The 15,169-nt window shown below is 50.0% G+C and carries 15 protein-coding genes; 11 read left to right on the top strand and 4 right to left on the bottom strand.

Features of this window, described 5'->3' with window-relative positions:
• Positions 1-194 precede the first annotated feature (194 nt).
• Complete coding sequence (locus tag BZG82_RS07120; RefSeq protein WP_077479855.1) at positions 195-1,532, top strand: sigma-54-dependent transcriptional regulator; 1,338 nt, start codon at positions 195-197, stop codon at positions 1,530-1,532.
• Positions 1,533-1,569: 37 nt separating this feature from the next.
• On the opposite strand, the gene BZG82_RS07115 is transcribed toward BZG82_RS07120, so the two are convergent.
• Complete coding sequence (locus BZG82_RS07115) at positions 1,570-1,998, bottom strand: PACE efflux transporter (RefSeq protein ID WP_077663262.1); 429 nt, start codon at positions 1,996-1,998, stop codon at positions 1,570-1,572.
• Positions 1,999-2,175: 177 nt separating this feature from the next.
• On the opposite strand from BZG82_RS07115, the gene BZG82_RS07110 reads away from it, so the two are divergent.
• Positions 2,176-3,072, top strand: a complete 897-nt coding sequence (locus BZG82_RS07110; protein WP_077479857.1) for a LysR family transcriptional regulator — start codon at positions 2,176-2,178, stop codon at positions 3,070-3,072.
• Positions 3,073-3,506: 434 nt separating this feature from the next.
• Entirely contained in the window at positions 3,507-3,737 is a 231-nt protein-coding gene (locus BZG82_RS07105) for a hypothetical protein (RefSeq protein WP_077765481.1), read from the top strand.
• Between the two features lie 87 nt (positions 3,738-3,824).
• Here the strand turns inward: BZG82_RS07105 and BZG82_RS07100 are convergent, their stop codons facing one another.
• Positions 3,825-4,859 carry an NADP(H)-dependent aldo-keto reductase gene (locus BZG82_RS07100; protein WP_077479859.1) on the bottom strand — a complete coding sequence of 345 codons (1,035 nt, stop codon included), beginning with the start codon at positions 4,857-4,859 and terminating at the stop codon, positions 3,825-3,827.
• Positions 4,860-4,997: 138 nt separating this feature from the next.
• Here BZG82_RS07100 and BZG82_RS07095 point away from each other — a divergent pair, with 138 nt between their 5' ends.
• The gene (locus BZG82_RS07095) at positions 4,998-5,300 is read left to right on the top strand and encodes a DUF6482 family protein (protein WP_077456307.1); all 303 of its coding nucleotides are present in this window, start codon (positions 4,998-5,000) and stop codon (positions 5,298-5,300) included.
• 9 nt (positions 5,301-5,309) lie between these two features.
• Here the strand turns inward: BZG82_RS07095 and mutH are convergent, their stop codons facing one another.
• On the bottom strand, positions 5,310-5,975 hold the full coding sequence (mutH, locus tag BZG82_RS07090) for a DNA mismatch repair endonuclease MutH (protein ID WP_077765480.1): 666 nt from the start codon (positions 5,973-5,975) through the stop codon (positions 5,310-5,312).
• Between the two features lie 630 nt (positions 5,976-6,605).
• On the opposite strand from mutH, the gene rppH reads away from it, so the two are divergent.
• From rppH to BZG82_RS07065, 5 genes are all read left to right on the top strand, one after another.
• Positions 6,606-7,118, top strand: coding sequence for an RNA pyrophosphohydrolase (gene rppH / locus BZG82_RS07085; protein WP_069586557.1), 513 nt, complete (start codon positions 6,606-6,608; stop codon positions 7,116-7,118).
• An 18-nt stretch (positions 7,119-7,136) separates the two neighbouring features.
• On the top strand, positions 7,137-9,398 hold the full coding sequence (gene ptsP, locus BZG82_RS07080; protein WP_077765479.1) for a phosphoenolpyruvate--protein phosphotransferase: 2,262 nt from the start codon (positions 7,137-7,139) through the stop codon (positions 9,396-9,398).
• A complete protein-coding gene (locus BZG82_RS07075; protein ID WP_108742967.1) occupies positions 9,398-10,204 on the top strand; it encodes a sulfite exporter TauE/SafE family protein in 807 nt (268 codons plus the stop codon). Before ptsP ends, BZG82_RS07075 begins: the two co-directional genes overlap by 1 nt.
• A 12-nt stretch (positions 10,205-10,216) precedes the next feature.
• On the top strand, positions 10,217-11,020 hold the full coding sequence (lgt, locus tag BZG82_RS07070; RefSeq protein ID WP_077675110.1) for a prolipoprotein diacylglyceryl transferase: 804 nt from the start codon (positions 10,217-10,219) through the stop codon (positions 11,018-11,020).
• An 85-nt stretch (positions 11,021-11,105) separates the two neighbouring features.
• Positions 11,106-11,945, top strand: a complete 840-nt coding sequence (locus tag BZG82_RS07065; RefSeq protein ID WP_077480577.1) for a thymidylate synthase — start codon at positions 11,106-11,108, stop codon at positions 11,943-11,945.
• Between the two features lie 150 nt (positions 11,946-12,095).
• Here the strand turns inward: BZG82_RS07065 and BZG82_RS07060 are convergent, their stop codons facing one another.
• Positions 12,096-13,244, bottom strand: a complete 1,149-nt coding sequence (locus tag BZG82_RS07060; protein ID WP_077765477.1) for a Na/Pi symporter — start codon at positions 13,242-13,244, stop codon at positions 12,096-12,098.
• Between the two features lie 420 nt (positions 13,245-13,664).
• On the opposite strand from BZG82_RS07060, the gene nhaA reads away from it, so the two are divergent.
• Both nhaA and BZG82_RS07050 read left to right on the top strand, forming a co-directional pair.
• Positions 13,665-14,864, top strand: a complete 1,200-nt coding sequence (gene nhaA, locus BZG82_RS07055) for a Na+/H+ antiporter NhaA (protein ID WP_077765476.1) — start codon at positions 13,665-13,667, stop codon at positions 14,862-14,864.
• Positions 14,833-15,108, top strand: coding sequence for a hypothetical protein (locus BZG82_RS07050; RefSeq protein WP_077480571.1), 276 nt, complete (start codon positions 14,833-14,835; stop codon positions 15,106-15,108). The genes nhaA and BZG82_RS07050 overlap by 32 nt, the downstream gene beginning before the upstream one ends.
• The last annotated feature ends 61 nt before the right edge of the window (positions 15,109-15,169 follow it).

Below are 15,169 nucleotides of genomic sequence, written 5' to 3'. Positions count from 1 at the left end.
CTTTTTTTCTATCAGCGGCATCATGCCCGCGCTAAAAGCTTTATTTTATTCTGCTTTTTGCGACGAGTGACTAAAATTATACGTATTCTGACCTACTCAATGTCTCTTTATTGAGACAGAATCAGGACTGAGCCTCCTTATAATGGGGCTTTGGTTCTTCCGCAGTATCACAGACTGGATGTAAGGCAGAGGTTATGGGATTACACACAGGGAGTGAAACAAACTTGAGCTCATTGGTGGTCGTCGGGGGCCCGTATGAGCCTTGGATAGCAACCCTGGAACAAGCAGGCTGGCGGTGTCATCGTTGTTACGACTTGCGCGCAGCGCAATCTTTGTTGCAAGACATTGGCCCCTGTATTGGTATTGTTGACTTAAGCCACGATGATTTTAGCCTCAATGGCGTCGCGTCTATGGTTAACCGTAACAAGCAAGTGCGTTGGTTGGCCTTGGTGCGCGAAGAGCAATTGGGGAATGAAGCAATCTGCCAGTTTATTGTCAGCTTTTGCATTGATTACTTCACCTCGCCAGTGCCGAACTCACAGTTGATGAGCACCATTGGTCACCAATTGGGTATGCTGCGTTTGGAGCGTCAGGTGTGGCCCCATTTGGGCGATCACAGTGATATGGGCTTGGAAGGCAAAAGCCCTGCAATGAAAAAGCTGCGCGATCAGGTGCGACGTGTCGCGCCAACCGATGTGTCTGTATTGGTGGCCGGTGAGAGTGGGACAGGTAAAGAGCTGGTCGCACTGGCTATTCATAATGCATCTACCCGCGCCAAAGGCCCGTTTGAGTCGATTAAATGCTCGGCATTGGCCGACGAGCAAATGCAGCAAGAATTATTGGGTGATGACGAGACGCCCGGAAAAATACGCCAATGCCATCAAGGCACCTTATTTTTTGATGAAATCGGTGACTTACCGCTGCACTTACAAAGCCATTTATTGCATTTATTGCAAGAGGGGATGCTCGACATCAGTCATGACAAATACAATCGTGATTTGGATGTGCGTGTTATCGCCTCAACCCATATGGATTTAGAGAAACGGGTCGCTGAAGGATTGTTCCGCGAAGATCTGTATTATCGGCTGAATGTGTTGCGTATTAACATGCCGTCGTTGAAAGATAGACAAGCTGATGTCATCGACTTAGCCGACTATTTTCTGCTCAAGTTTGCCCGTCAATATAATACCCAAGCGCGAACGTTTTCAGATGAAGCCAAGAGTGTATTAAGCGCCTATTCATGGCCGGGGAACGTGCGGGAGTTGATCAATCAAGTCAAACGGGCCGTGCTTCTTGCCGATCACTTGGTCATCGAAGCGGAACATCTCGATTTACCTCGCCAAGGGGACTACAAACAAAGTCTGCGCAAAATACGCGAAGAGTCAGAGCGCGATGCATTGATTGCGGTACTCGAGTCGAACAAAGGGCAGGTGTCGGCAGCGGCGAGAGAGTTGGGCGTGTCGCGAGCTACCATGTATCGCTTGCTCAACAAACATAACTTGATCCCCACCCCTCGCACATTTCGTCAATAAAGAGATTGGGTTGGGCTGCTTCCGTGCAGCCTGACCATTACGCTTGGGGCGAATGGGAAGGGATCGGAAAGATTTGATCATAGACCCAGTTATAAACAAAGGCGTAAAACAAGTAGAACACAACCATACCTAAATCCATCACCACGGCTTGCCAAAGGGTCATCGAGAGCCACCACATAATAAACGGAATGGTGACCACCAAAAGCCCAGCTTCAAACAGCACGGCGTGCAGGATTCGGATTGGTAGGGTTTTGAGGACACTGCCTCGCATCGCGAGCATGGCTCTATCAAACAGGATGTTATACACATAGTTCCAACCCGTCGCGATCACAGAAAACAGCACGCCCATCACCCCCAAGTGGCCGATATCAGCCCCCAATATCAAATTGAGCCCGAATACCACTAGAATTAGGCCTATTAATTCAAAGCCAATGGCATGGCGCCAGCGGTCGGCTTTTGTTCGCATTACAACCTCACACAACCCAATCAATTTACGTTATTCGCGATCGATAGTGGCGACGCTAGGGAGAAGACACCGTTTCGTCCACTATCGAGCTTCTGAGCTATTGTATAGATAAAATCGATGTATCTAAGTTATTAACTATCGTATAAATAGATAGATGATAATTCTCGGGAGAGCTTGATGGCGTTTTCATTGGATCAATTAGCCGCGTTTGTGACGACAGCACAGACTGGCTCATTTTCTGCGGCGGCGAGAAAGCTGGGTAAAGCACAATCTGTGGTCAGCACCGCGGTCGCGAATCTCGAGATTGATTGGGCGGTGACGTTATTCGACCGTCAAGGGCGCTACCCGGTGCTGACAGAGCAAGGTGAGGCACTGCTGGGTAAAGCGAAACGAATTTTAACCGAAATGCAGCGTCTTCAAGCCAGCGCAGATGCGTTTGCAACCGGTGTCGAAACCCGCCTCACCATTGCTGCAGAGTCTGCCGCGATCTCGCCCAGTATTGCTGCGCGTCTGGCGGCGTTTGAACAGCAGTTTCCACAGGTCGAAATTGAAATTCTCACCGCCGCTTATGTGGATGTGATTAGCTTACTTGAGCAAGGGCGCGCGCAATTAGGGCTGCTGGTGCAGGAGCAACAGCTGCCGACCGCCTTTGAATTTTATAACCTTGAGATGATGCGCATGTGCGCGGTTTGCAGTGCTCAACATCCACTCGCGCGGTTAACGCACTTTGATTGGCCTGAAATTGTGAAGCATCGCCAAATTGTGGTGGCCGGACGAGATAGGCACGCGGCGCCGCGTTGGCAATATGCAGACAGCGCATGGCGAACAGAAAACTTGAGTGTGGCATTGCGTTTGGTTGAGGCGGGGATTGGTTGGGCGGAGCTACCCTTCTCATTGGTGGAAACGGCAGTTCAACAAGGTGAGTTAGTGATTTTGCCTTCCGATCTTGCACAAGATAGCTGGGAACTTTTTGTCGATTTGGTTTGGTTGCCTCAGCAGGCTATGGGGATAGCCCTACAAGCGTTGCGCCAACAGCTTATTGCCTCAAAGGTCAACTTATCGCCCGTTCAATGAGTTTAAGGCTCGAAGGGGATGAAAGCGACAGCTGATGCTGAGATAGGAACAGAATAATTATCTATTTATGTCACAGCTTTGTTAACCAGAGCAGTGCAAATACAAGGTTGCTAAAAACGACAGCAGAGTATTGCGTTAAATTTGCACAATATTCGAATAAGTTATTGAATATAATGACGTGATATTGAACAATAAACCCTCAAGTCACGCAGATTCATGTGTATTTAGGAGGCAACATGACATACATACCGAGCCAAAAACAGGGTGTCATCTTTGCCTCAGCGATGGGTCGTGCCAATCATTGCGCACGAGATACCCGCTTATACATCTGACTCTGCGACCAATTGTAACTGGCCGCGGGCATAATGCGGCCAGATTTCAGTACCTCTACGTATTGTGCCTGTGGCCTCCTTTAACCAACAAGGAGAGCCAACATGACTCAACTATCTTTATACCCATTAGCGCAAGTTGTTGTTCGTATCGATACACTTCGTCGGCGTCGTACCAACGCGAACCGCTATCGAATTGCCAATGTTGCATTGAACCGTCGTTTGCAGCGTGATATTGGTATCACCGCCGACTTTCAAGATGGGTTGCCTGTGAGTACACATTTCGCGGCAAAACGCTATCTTGTGACATGGCGACGACGATGGCGGTGGCTGTAATGGGTCCCAGAAAGCGGCGTTTGCGTGCAAACGCCGCCCTATCTAATCATCCTCTCCGCGGCAGCCTATAAGGCTGCCGTTTCTGGTTTAAGGGCATGGGTTTGGATAGCGAGTAGCGATATCGTCAATCCCCGCGAGGACGTCTTCACTGAGGGTAATATCGAGGCTGTCGATATTGCTTTCTAGCTGTTTTAGGGTGGTTGCGCCAATAATATTGGAGGCAACGAAAGGGCGAGAGTTGACAAAGGCGAGCGCCATTTGCGCCGGATCTAAGCCGTGCGCTCGGGCTAACTCAACGTATTCCTGCGTCGCTTTTTGTCCCGCCTCAGTAAAATAGCGGGAAAAACGCTGATGTAAGGTACAACGCGCACCAGAGGGACGCGCGCCGCCCAAATACTTCCCGCTGAGTGCCCCGAAGGCAAGGGGGGAGTAGGCAAGTAGCTCGACGCCTTCGTGATGACTGATTTCAGACAGGCCGACTTCAAAGCTACGGTTAAGTAAATTATAGGGATTTTGGATCGATACAATCCGCGTCAGGCTGTGTTTCTCGGCTAAGTGCAAATAGCTCATCACGCCCCAAGGCGTTTCATTGGACACCCCGACGTAGCGAATTTTACCGGCTTTCACCAGATCATTTAACGCATCCAGGGTATCTAGCAAGGTGACGCCGGAGTGCTCGTCTTGATACGGATAGTTCAATTTGCCAAAACAGTTATTGTGACGCTGTGGCCAGTGCACCTGATACAAATCGATGTAATCAGTTTTTAAGCGCGATAAGCTGTCTTCAACCGCTTGATGAATATGACGACGATTGAGGGACATATCCTCACGGATGTAAGGAACATTGCGTGGGCCTGCGACCTTAGTCGCTAAAATCACACGATCACGTTTCCCCGACTTTTCTAACCAGCTACCTATATACGCCTCAGTTCGGCCTTGCGTGGCTTGGCTGGGCGGAACCGGATACATTTCGGCGGTATCGATAAAATTAACGCCGCGCTCGAAGGCAAAATCCAATTGCGCATGAGCATCGGCTTCGGTGTTTTGCTCACCGAAGGTCATGGTGCCCAAGCACACTTTACTGACATCTAAGGTGGAATGGGGCAGGCGGTGGTATTGCATCCTGTCTCCTTGTCTGCAATCGACCTATGGCATTCCATAGTAGAGAATTTTATTGCTAAGCAAAAGCATTGTGTGCCTTGCTTGACAGTTTCTCAGATCCTGCTCTTAACTGATAAAGATCATAATGAGGAGAGCATCATGAACTATGGACAACTTAAGGCATGGATGCGCGCCGACCCGCGCTCTTGCCCCCAGTGTTATGTGATGGCCCACGCCGGTGGTGCGAAATATTCCGTTGAAGTGGAGGTGAAACACCACCTCGAACCTTTGCGTGACGATGCTACTGGTGAAGTGATGCAGTTTGATAATGTGGGTCAAGTGGGAGACCGCTTAAAGGCGCTGGGGATTGAACAAGGTGTGTTGCGCTTGTTCGACCCCTACGACGAGTTTGCCACCGGTGATCAACCGCCCTGCAAAGAGGATATGCCGATACGCTTTTAAGCCGTTCGGTCAGATGACGAAAAATCGGCTTAGAATATGATGGGTGAACTGGGTGCGCAGATAAAAGCCACGCGGTAGGGTTTTGATCGGTTCGCCCTTTGCCCCAAACGCATCGGTAAGTGCATGGCTGTTAGCGGCTTTAGGGCGCAGCTGTAAATACTGGCCGTGACGCGCGGTAATATCATTCACCCGTCCTAAGGCAATCAAATCCATCAGCTCTTCCCAATCGGCACGCAGCTGCGCGTCTTCTTCTCGACTGGGTGACCAAAGCAGGGGAGTGCCAATGCGTCGCTCTGCGAGTGGGATGGTGCGTTCTCCTTCAACGGGAACCCAAAGGACACGGGAGAGTTTGTGTCGAACATGGCTGTGCTCCCACTGTACACCACTAATACCCGTCAAAGGCGCAACACATACAAAGGTGGTTTCGAGTGGTTTGCCATGCGCGTTTACGGGGATCGTTTTTAGCTCAATCCCTAAATGAGCAAAGTCTTGCTCGGGTTTACTTCCTGCCGTCGCGCCCAAGCAGGTTTCTAGCAACATGCCTACCCAGCCTTTTTCTCGGCTCAGATCGGCCGGACAGACGATCCCATGCTCTTGGCTGATTTCCCCTAGCGTGAAACCGGCTAAATCAGCGGCACGCTGCATGAGTTCTGATTCGGACTGTGGTGACTGCATACGGATAGCTTTTCGGCAACGGATAATGTTTGGCACAAGATGCCTGCATTATCGTTAAGCGTCGAGCAAGGCGCAAGGATCCTCATAGTGAAGATCTATCTGGCGGCGATTTAGTTATCCACAGAAAGATAAGTGTTGCGTATAAGATTCGCGACCATGATCATATATACAGTACCCTTTTTGCCAGTGTTAAGTGTGTAATCCACGATATTGTTGGATTTTTGCGCTAACGATGTGGATAATTTACTAACTGATGGATCTTTGAGCGATCTGTGTGCAAAGGATGATCGAAAGATCGACACAAGGATCTTTTCTGGTTTTTATCTTGCCAAAAATATGATTTTAAAGGTTTATTTTGTTTTTTGTTTAATTATAAATCAGATTTTATGATCTTGAGTTGATGACGTTTTAGACTTTTTCGTTGCTTCTTCACAAATCTATCCACAGAAAGCGTGAATAAATGTGCGCAAACTCTCATTGCTATGTTTATAACTTCCTGTTAGGCCCTAAGTTATCCTCAGATGACGACGAGTGCGCAAAAACACGGGTTAATCCACAATGTTTGTTTACCCTTAGCGGCTTTTTGTGAAAAAATCAGACTCAGTAGAGATTTATCATTGAGGTCGTCCAGTGATTGATGGCGATGGCTATCGTCCCAATGTGGGGATAGTAATATGTAACGGCCACGGTCAGGTTCTCTGGGCTCGTCGATATGGTCAGCATTCATGGCAGTTCCCGCAAGGCGGGATTGATGATGGGGAAAGTCCCGAACAAGCCATGTTCCGTGAGCTTTACGAAGAAGTGGGGCTGACCAAAAAAGATGTCCGCATCTTGGGTACTAGCCGTCATTGGCTACGGTATAAGCTCCCGAAACGTTTGGTACGTTGGGACTCCAAGCCAGTCTGTATTGGGCAAAAACAAAAATGGTTTTTGTTGAAGCTGGAATGCGATGAGTCGAAAGTGAATGTGTCCCGCGGGGGAACCCCGGAATTTGATGGCTGGCGTTGGGTCAGTTATTGGTATCCGGTACGTCAGGTTGTGTCTTTCAAACGCGAAGTATACCGCCGCGCAATGAAAGAGTTTGCGCCGTTAGCAATGCCTTTTAAGGAGCGTAAGCCTCGACGTCGGAACAAGCGAGGGTAACGTTTAAGGAGGAAGCCGGTGCTGACACAGCTTAGAAATATTGTTCAGAGCGTAGCCGCATCGGCGGATCTTCATCAGGCGCTGCAAACCCTAGTGCAGCAAACCTGTGTTGCGATGCATACCGAGTGTTGCTCTGTGTATCTTGCCAATCCCGAGCAAGCCAGCTTTGATCTGATGGCCACCCAAGGCTTGGATCCTGCCGCGCAAGTTTCACTGTCTTTTGGTGAAGGCTTGGTAGGATTAGTTGGCGAGCGCGCAGAGCCGATCAATCTGGCCCATGCGCGCGAGCATCCCGCGTTTAAACCTTTCCCGGCTACAGGGGAAGATGCCTTCCAGTCTTTTCTAGGTACGCCCATTATTTATCGCAAAACGGTACTGGGCGTACTTGTGGTTCAGCAACACCAGCCGCGTCAATTTGACGAAAGTGAAGAGTCGTTTCTTGTCACCCTTGCCGCGCAACTGGCAGTGGTGTTTGCCCATGCCAATGCACAAGGTGGATGGCTGAATGCGTCACAGTCACCCGTGTTGTTGGAAGGGGTTCCTGCATCACCCGGGGTAGGGATTGCGCATGCATGGTGTGACGATTCTCAGCCACGGTTAGAGGACATTGCACCGGCTAGCTGTTTGCATGTTCAAAAAGAGCTCGATCGTTTAGATGCCGCATTAGATGATGCGTCAGTGGAGTTTCGTCGCCTTAGAAAACGCTTTGATAAGGAGCTACAAAAAGAGGCGCTGGCGATCTTTGATTTGTTTGTCCATTTGCTCAACGATCCTATGCTGCGCGAGGATATGACCCTACGTATCCAACAGGGCGACGAAGCCGCGTGGTCGGTCCGACAAACGGTGGAAACCTTTTCATCCCGTTTTGCGGCCATGGATGATCCCTATCTTAAGGCACGGGCTGCTGACGTGAAGGAGCTCGGTCAGCGTTTACTCTATTTTCTTTCTGAAGCCTCGAGCAATCATCAACCTATCTCGTCGCCTATCGTCTTGCTCGCCCGTGAACTGACGGCTGGCATGCTGGCTTCTATTCCACGCGCGCTGCTCGCGGGGGTCGTAGCCGAAGAGGGCGCGGCGAATTCCCATGCGGCCATATTGGCAAGGGCACTTGGCATACCGGCGGTGATGGGAGTGAGCTTTTCTGCGCCAAGACTCCACAATAAATCGGTGATCTTGGATGGTCACAAAGGGCTGTTGATGATTGAGCCTGCCGCTCCTTTGCTGAAGGAGTATCAGCAGCTGGTTCAAGCGGAAGTCAGTTTGCAATCGACCTTAGATACGGCGCTGGCCTCGCCCGGACAAAGCCAAGATGGCACCCGTATCCAGATCCATTTGAACGCTGGCTTGAGCGCCGACAGTAGCATCGCCATCAACCAAGGTGTCGATGGTGTGGGTTTGTTTCGGACCGAAGTGCCTTTTTTAATGCAGCGCCGTTTTCCTTCCGAGGACGAACAAGTCAAACAATACCGTGCGATTTTAGCCAGCTACCCAGATAAACCTGTGGTGATGCGCACCTTGGATATTGGCGGGGATAAGCCATTACCCTATTTGAGTGTCGATGAAGATAACCCGTTTCTTGGCTGGCGCGGCATTCGTTTTACCTTAGATCATCCCGATATTTTTCTGATCCAAGTGCGTGCGATGCTGCGTGCCAGTCTGGGGTTGGATAATTTGAAACTCTTGTTGCCGATGATCTCCGGTGTGAATGAACTGCTGGAAGCGAAAACGTTAATTGCTCGCGCGTTTGAGGAAGTACGCCATGAGGCAAAACTGGCGGGAGAAATTCTGGCGAAGCCGCTACTTGGCATTATGGTTGAAGTGCCCTCCGTGCTGTATCAGCTCGATGGGATCGCGCAAGAAGTCGATTTTCTCTCAGTTGGCACCAACGATTTAACGCAGTATTTGTTGGCCGTGGATCGCAACAATGCCCGCGTCGCCAACATCTTTGATGCACTCCATCCTTCCGTACTTCATGCGCTTAGTTTGATTGCGACCACCAGTGCTCGCCATCAATTGCCGGTGAGCGTATGTGGTGAACTCGCGGGCGATCCGGTGGGCGCAGCATTATTAGTAGGACTGGGATATCGCCAATTGAGTATGAATACGCGTAATGTGGCGAAGATTAAGTACTTACTCAGTCGTCTTTCCTTACCACGCTTACAAAAGCAAACCAAGCAGATGCTGAGTTTGAGTGAACCCGGACAGGTTCGTACTCAGATGGAAGGCTTTTTAGCCGAACAAGGCTTGGATGCGCTGGTCCAAATTGGACGGATGCGATGATCACCACCGCAACCTTGTTGTTAGCGTTTATTTGTATGCTATTGGGGGCGTTAGTTGGCACACTCTCCGGACTCCTTGGCATTGGCGGTGGCTTGGTAGTGGTGCCGGCGTTAAGCTTTTTGCTGCCATTATTTGGTCTGTCTGCTGATATCGTCATGCCGATGGCGCTGGCGACATCGTTGGCCACCATTGTCTTAACCTCCAGTGCCTCAGCGTGGCGCCATTTTCGTATGGGCAATGTGGATATACGTGCGGTTAGAGCCCTGGTTCCCGGGATGATGCTAGGCGGCGTATTAGGTGCCTCATTGGCGGATAAACTTCCCCCCGACTGGCTGCCACGTATCTTTGGCGTCATCGTGCTGACCATGGCGATGCAAATGTTGCTCAGCCGTCCCCAAGTCACCCTCCGCCCTTTACCGCCCCCGTGGCGAATATCTCTGGCGGGTACCTTGATAGGTACGCTATCAAGCTTGGCTGGCATTGGCGGCGGTTCCTTTACCGTCCCTTACTTGCATTGGCGTGGTGTCACGATGCACAAAGCGATTGGCAGCTCTGCACTTGGCGGCGCCGTACTTGGATTGGCAGGGATGGTAAGTTTTGTTTGGTTGGGCTGGAGACAGACGGAACCCTTACCGGCACTCAGTGTCGGATATTTGTATTTGCCCGCCTTGCTGGGTGTGGTGTCGACTTCGGTGTTGATGACACGTGTTGGCGCCACGCTCGCGGTAAGGCTTCCGACGCGGCAAATAAAACGTATTTTTGCTGGCTTTCTTGTTATTGTCGGCGCAAGCATGTTGTTGAAGTAAAGGATGGAATCCATGGCAGAAGGTTACATTACCTTTCCGTCGATAGACCCGATATTAGTCGAGCTTGGCCCGATTGCCATTCGCTGGTACGGACTGATGTATTTAGTTGGTTTTGTGTTTGCCCTATGGCTTGCCAATCACCGTGCTACGAAACCGAACAGTGGTTGGAGCAAAGAGGAAGTCAGTGATTTACTGTTCGCAGGTTTTCTTGGTGTCGTACTGGGCGGTCGCATCGGTTATGTATTGTTTTATCAATTTGATGCGTTTGTTGCCGACCCCTTATTCTTGTTTAAAGTGTGGACTGGCGGCATGTCCTTCCATGGCGGCTTACTTGGTGTCATCGTGGCCATGGCATGGTATGCGCGTAAAACCCAACGTCATTTTTTCACCGTGGCTGATTTTATTGCGCCGCTCGTTCCTTTCGGTTTAGGCGCGGGGCGATTAGGCAATTTTATTAACGGTGAACTTTGGGGACGTGTTACCGATGTGCCTTGGGCGATGATTTTCCCCACCGGCGGTCCTTGGCCGCGTCATCCCTCCCAGCTTTATGAGTTTGCACTCGAAGGGGTGGCGTTGTTTGTGATCCTCAATCTGTTTATTCGCCGCTCGCGTCCTATGGGGGCGGTATCGGGATTATTCTTAGTCGGGTATGGCACGTTCCGCTTTATCGTTGAATACTTCCGTGAGCCGGATGCGCATCTTGGCTTGTTTGGTGACTTGTTCAGCATGGGGCAGTTATTATCATTACCGATGGTCGTTGTAGGGGCGCTTATGATTGTCTGGGCGTACCGACGAGGCTCTGTTGCAGCTCGATGATCAACGTCGAGTAATCAGATATACTATTGACCACACCAAGGCRCCGCGGGCGGTGCCTTTTGTTTGTCCAACGATAGGAAACACTATGAAGCAGTATCTAGCTTTGATGCAGGATATTCTTGACAATGGTACGGATAGAGGCGACCGCACGGGTGTAGGTACACGTTCAGTGTTTGGACGCCAATTACGGTTCGACCTTGCTGAAGGTTTTCCGCTGCTCACGACCAAAAAGCTTTATACCCGCGCCATTATCCACGAATTACTGTGGTTTCTTAACGGCGAGACTAACATCCAATACTTACAAGACAACAAAGTACGTATTTGGGATGAATGGGCGACAGAGCAAGGCGATCTAGGACCGGTTTATGGCGCCCAGTGGCGCTCATGGGCGTGTCCTGATGGTTCGACGGTTGACCAAATTGCGCAGCTGGTGGAGCAAATCAAAACCAAACCACATTCGCGCCGTCATATCATTACGGCGTGGAACCCCGCAGACTTACCCGACGAGTCTGTTAGCCCCTCTGAGAACGCGGAGCAGGGTAAGATGGCCCTTGCCCCTTGCCACTGTCTTTTTCAGTTCTACGTGGCCGATGGCAAGCTCTCATGCCAGCTTTATCAGCGCAGTGCCGATTACTTTTTAGGAGTACCGTTCAATATTGCCAGTTACGCGTTGCTAACGCATATGATTGCACAGCAATGTGATTTGGCAGTGGGCGATTTTGTCCATACGTTTGGCGACGTGCACCTTTACCACAATCATCTGACCGATGAGATTGTGTATGAGCAGTTAAAGCGCGAGCCGCGAGGATTGCCAACACTGACGATTAAGCGCAAACCTGCCTCCATCTTCGACTACAAGATTGAAGATTTTGAGATTGAAGGTTACGACCCGCACCCCACCATTAAAGCGCCGATTGCCATTTAATGACGTAGGACGCATTCATCAGTAAAAACGCAGCCAAGCCGCTGCGTTTTTTTATGCCTAAAGCGCGGTCTCTACGTGGCGGTTGTGGCTCATAACAAAAAAGCCACCGCGAGGAGCGATGGCTTTGATTCGATAAGCGTCGGGTGGGCATTATTGTGACAACAGCACAATCCCGCCGGGTACCACCACGAACACCAATGTGGTGTAGGCCAGGACCGCCATCTTCGATTTCGCGGCCAAGTGACCGAGCCATTCTGCGCCTTTTAGCGGCAACTCACGCAATACCGGGATACCGAAAATGAGCGCCGTAGCGAGAATATTAAAGCAAAGGTGCACGAGCGCAATTTGCAGCGCGAACACCGCGAATTCACCGGTAACAGCAGTCGCTGCAAGCAAGGCAGTAATGCAGGTACCAATGTTTGCACCCAGGGTGAAGGGATAAACATCGCGAATTTTTAACACGCCGGTACCAACTAGCGGAACCATCAAGCTTGTAGTGGTGGATGAAGATTGTACCAGTACGGTAACCACTGAGCCTGAGAAGATGCCATGCAATGGACCACGACCAATCGCGTTTTTCAGCATATCTTTGGCACGACCGACCATTAGCTTCTTCATCACCTTACCCATCACAGTGATGGCACATACGATGGCAAAGATACCTAAACCGATCATCAGCAAGCCGCCTAGGTTGCCGGGTAGAACTGACTCTAAAGGAGACTGCACCATGTTCACAGCAGGTTTGGTCAGCGGCTTAACGAAATTCAGGCCTTTGATGCTCATGTCACCGGTTTGTGACAGTGGCGAAACCAACCATTGTGACAACTTGTTCAGCAAGCCGAACATCATTTCGAGCGGCAAGAAGATAGCCACGGCGAATAAGTTGAAGAAATCATGCACCGTGGCGCAACTGAATGCACGACGGAACTCTTCTTTGCAACGCGCATGGCCCAAGCTCACCAAGGTATTGGTGACTGTGGTGCCCACGTTTGCGCCCATTACCATTGGAATCGCTGTTTCAACCGGCAAGCCGCCTGCAACCAGACCAACGATAATAGAAGTAACCGTACTTGACGATTGGATCAGCGCCGTGGCGGCAATCCCTATCATCAAGCCAGCTACGGGGTGAGAAGCAAATTCGAATAAGGTCTTGGCCTCATCGCCCACGGCTAATTTAAAGCCGCTCCCTACCATGGCAACCGCCACCAGTAGTACATAAAGCATGACGGCGAGCTTGGTCCAACGGAACCAGTTCGAGGAGCTTTGGGTTGCCTCTACCGCTGTAGCATGGGGAGTCATAAGTTATCTCCGTGACAATTCGATGTCGGTTTTGTGTCAAAGCAAAATCAGCGGCGATAGTAAGAAGGGAATATTTCAGAAATATGACACAAATACTGCAGTGTTCATAAAATCCGATCTGGGTCGATGGGTTGGTAGGGTTAGCTAGGGTTATGTCTATGATTATAATTAAAATTTAGGCCGTGTCACCCAAGTAGAAAAAACCGATATAAAAAATGTAACAACAACAAAGCGATTGCCACTATGCTAAATGGTGGACGGTAAAATTCGTTGACAAATGTTTAGACTGCGAATAAATCAATAGTAAGTTAGATTTTACATCGGTTTTTCCGATGTTTACTATCAGAACAAACGATTTTTAGAAAACGGGTCTGGCTGTCTAGACTACGGAAATCCACTTTTTTTGTATGGAGTGCTTAAATGACTGATGTCATTCGTCAGTTTCTAAAAATGGAATCTGCAGGAGGTATTGTGCTGATTATTGCGGCTGTGCTAGCGATGTTCGTGGCGAACTCGGGTTTACAGCCTTTGTATGACAGCACGCTTCATACCTATATAGCAGGTCTGTCCGTGGGTCACTGGATCAACGACGGCCTGATGGTGATTTTTTTCCTGCTGATTGGTTTAGAAGTTAAACGGGAATTAATTGAAGGGGCGTTAAACACCAAAGATAAAGCCACCTTCCCTGCAATTGCGGCAGTGGGCGGTATGTTGGCACCCGCGCTGGTTTATCTAGCGTTTAACTGGGGTGACCCGCTTGCTGTGTCCGGTTGGGCGATTCCAGCAGCCACGGATATTGCCTTTGCCTTAGGTGTATTAGCGCTGTTAGGTAACCGTGTTCCCTTAGCTCTCAAAGTGTTCTTATTAGCACTGGCGATAATCGATGACTTAGGCGTTATCGTGATTATTGCTCTGTTTTACAGCAGCGACCTTTCCATGATGGCGCTCGCCAGTGCCTTTGTCGCAACTTTGGTACTGGTTGGGATGAACATGCGCAATGTCACCAATATTGCGGCCTATATTGTGGTTGGTTTGGTGCTTTGGTTCAGTGTCTTACAGTCAGGCGTGCATGCGACACTCGCGGGTGTGGTATTAGGTTTTGCGATTCCGTTGAAAGGCAAAACAGAGGATGCACCGTCACCACTGAAAAAGCTCGAACATGCACTGCATCCTTATGTATCGTATCTGATTCTGCCGATATTTGCGTTTGCTAATGCCGGCGTCTCGCTCGATGGCGTCTCGCTATCAAGCTTGACCGAAATGCTACCTCTCGGTATTGCGTTAGGTCTGCTGATTGGTAAACCTCTCGGTATCTTTACCTTCAGTTGGGCAGCCGTAAAACTTGGTATTGCGAAAATGCCGGCAAGAGTGACATTCCCGCAAATCTTTGGGGTGTCCTTGCTGTGTGGTATTGGTTTTACCATGTCGATTTTCATCTCGTCACTGGCCTTCGTCGGTGTGAATGGTGAGTTCGTCACATTCTCTCGACTCGGGATCTTGATAGGATCAACCTTGTCGGCAGTGATTGGCTACTTGGTTCTGCATTTTATGTTGCCGCCAGCCAGCGCCTTTGAAGAAGGAGACGAAGATGAAGAAAATGGAGTTAGCGTTGATTACTAGTCTGTTGGGTGTCTCGGGAACGGCGCTTGCGGCGAATTACGAGACATATTGCCAAGGCAATAACGACAACAGCCAAGTATGCGAGGCCTACCTTGCAGGCGTCGAGGACGGCAAAGCGGCGGTGTCCGCTGATGTAGAGTCTACGCGCGACGCGGAAAGCTCAAGTTTCTCAGAGCGAGCGTTAGAGCATCGCGCCGGTGAGCGCGTGAGAAAGCCACTGGATAAAGACGATATGAAAAACTAACCCATTCATTTCGCTTGAAGGCGCCAAGTTGGCAGCGTAAGCTGCTGGCTTGGCGTTTTTT

Origin of the sequence: Salinivibrio sp. PR5 (assembly GCF_001996085.1) — a bacterium.
GTDB classification, from domain to species: Bacteria; Pseudomonadota; Gammaproteobacteria; order Enterobacterales; family Vibrionaceae; genus Salinivibrio; species Salinivibrio proteolyticus.
The sequence above is the reverse complement of the archived record's forward strand: the minus strand, read 5'-3'. Positions and strand labels throughout refer to the sequence as shown.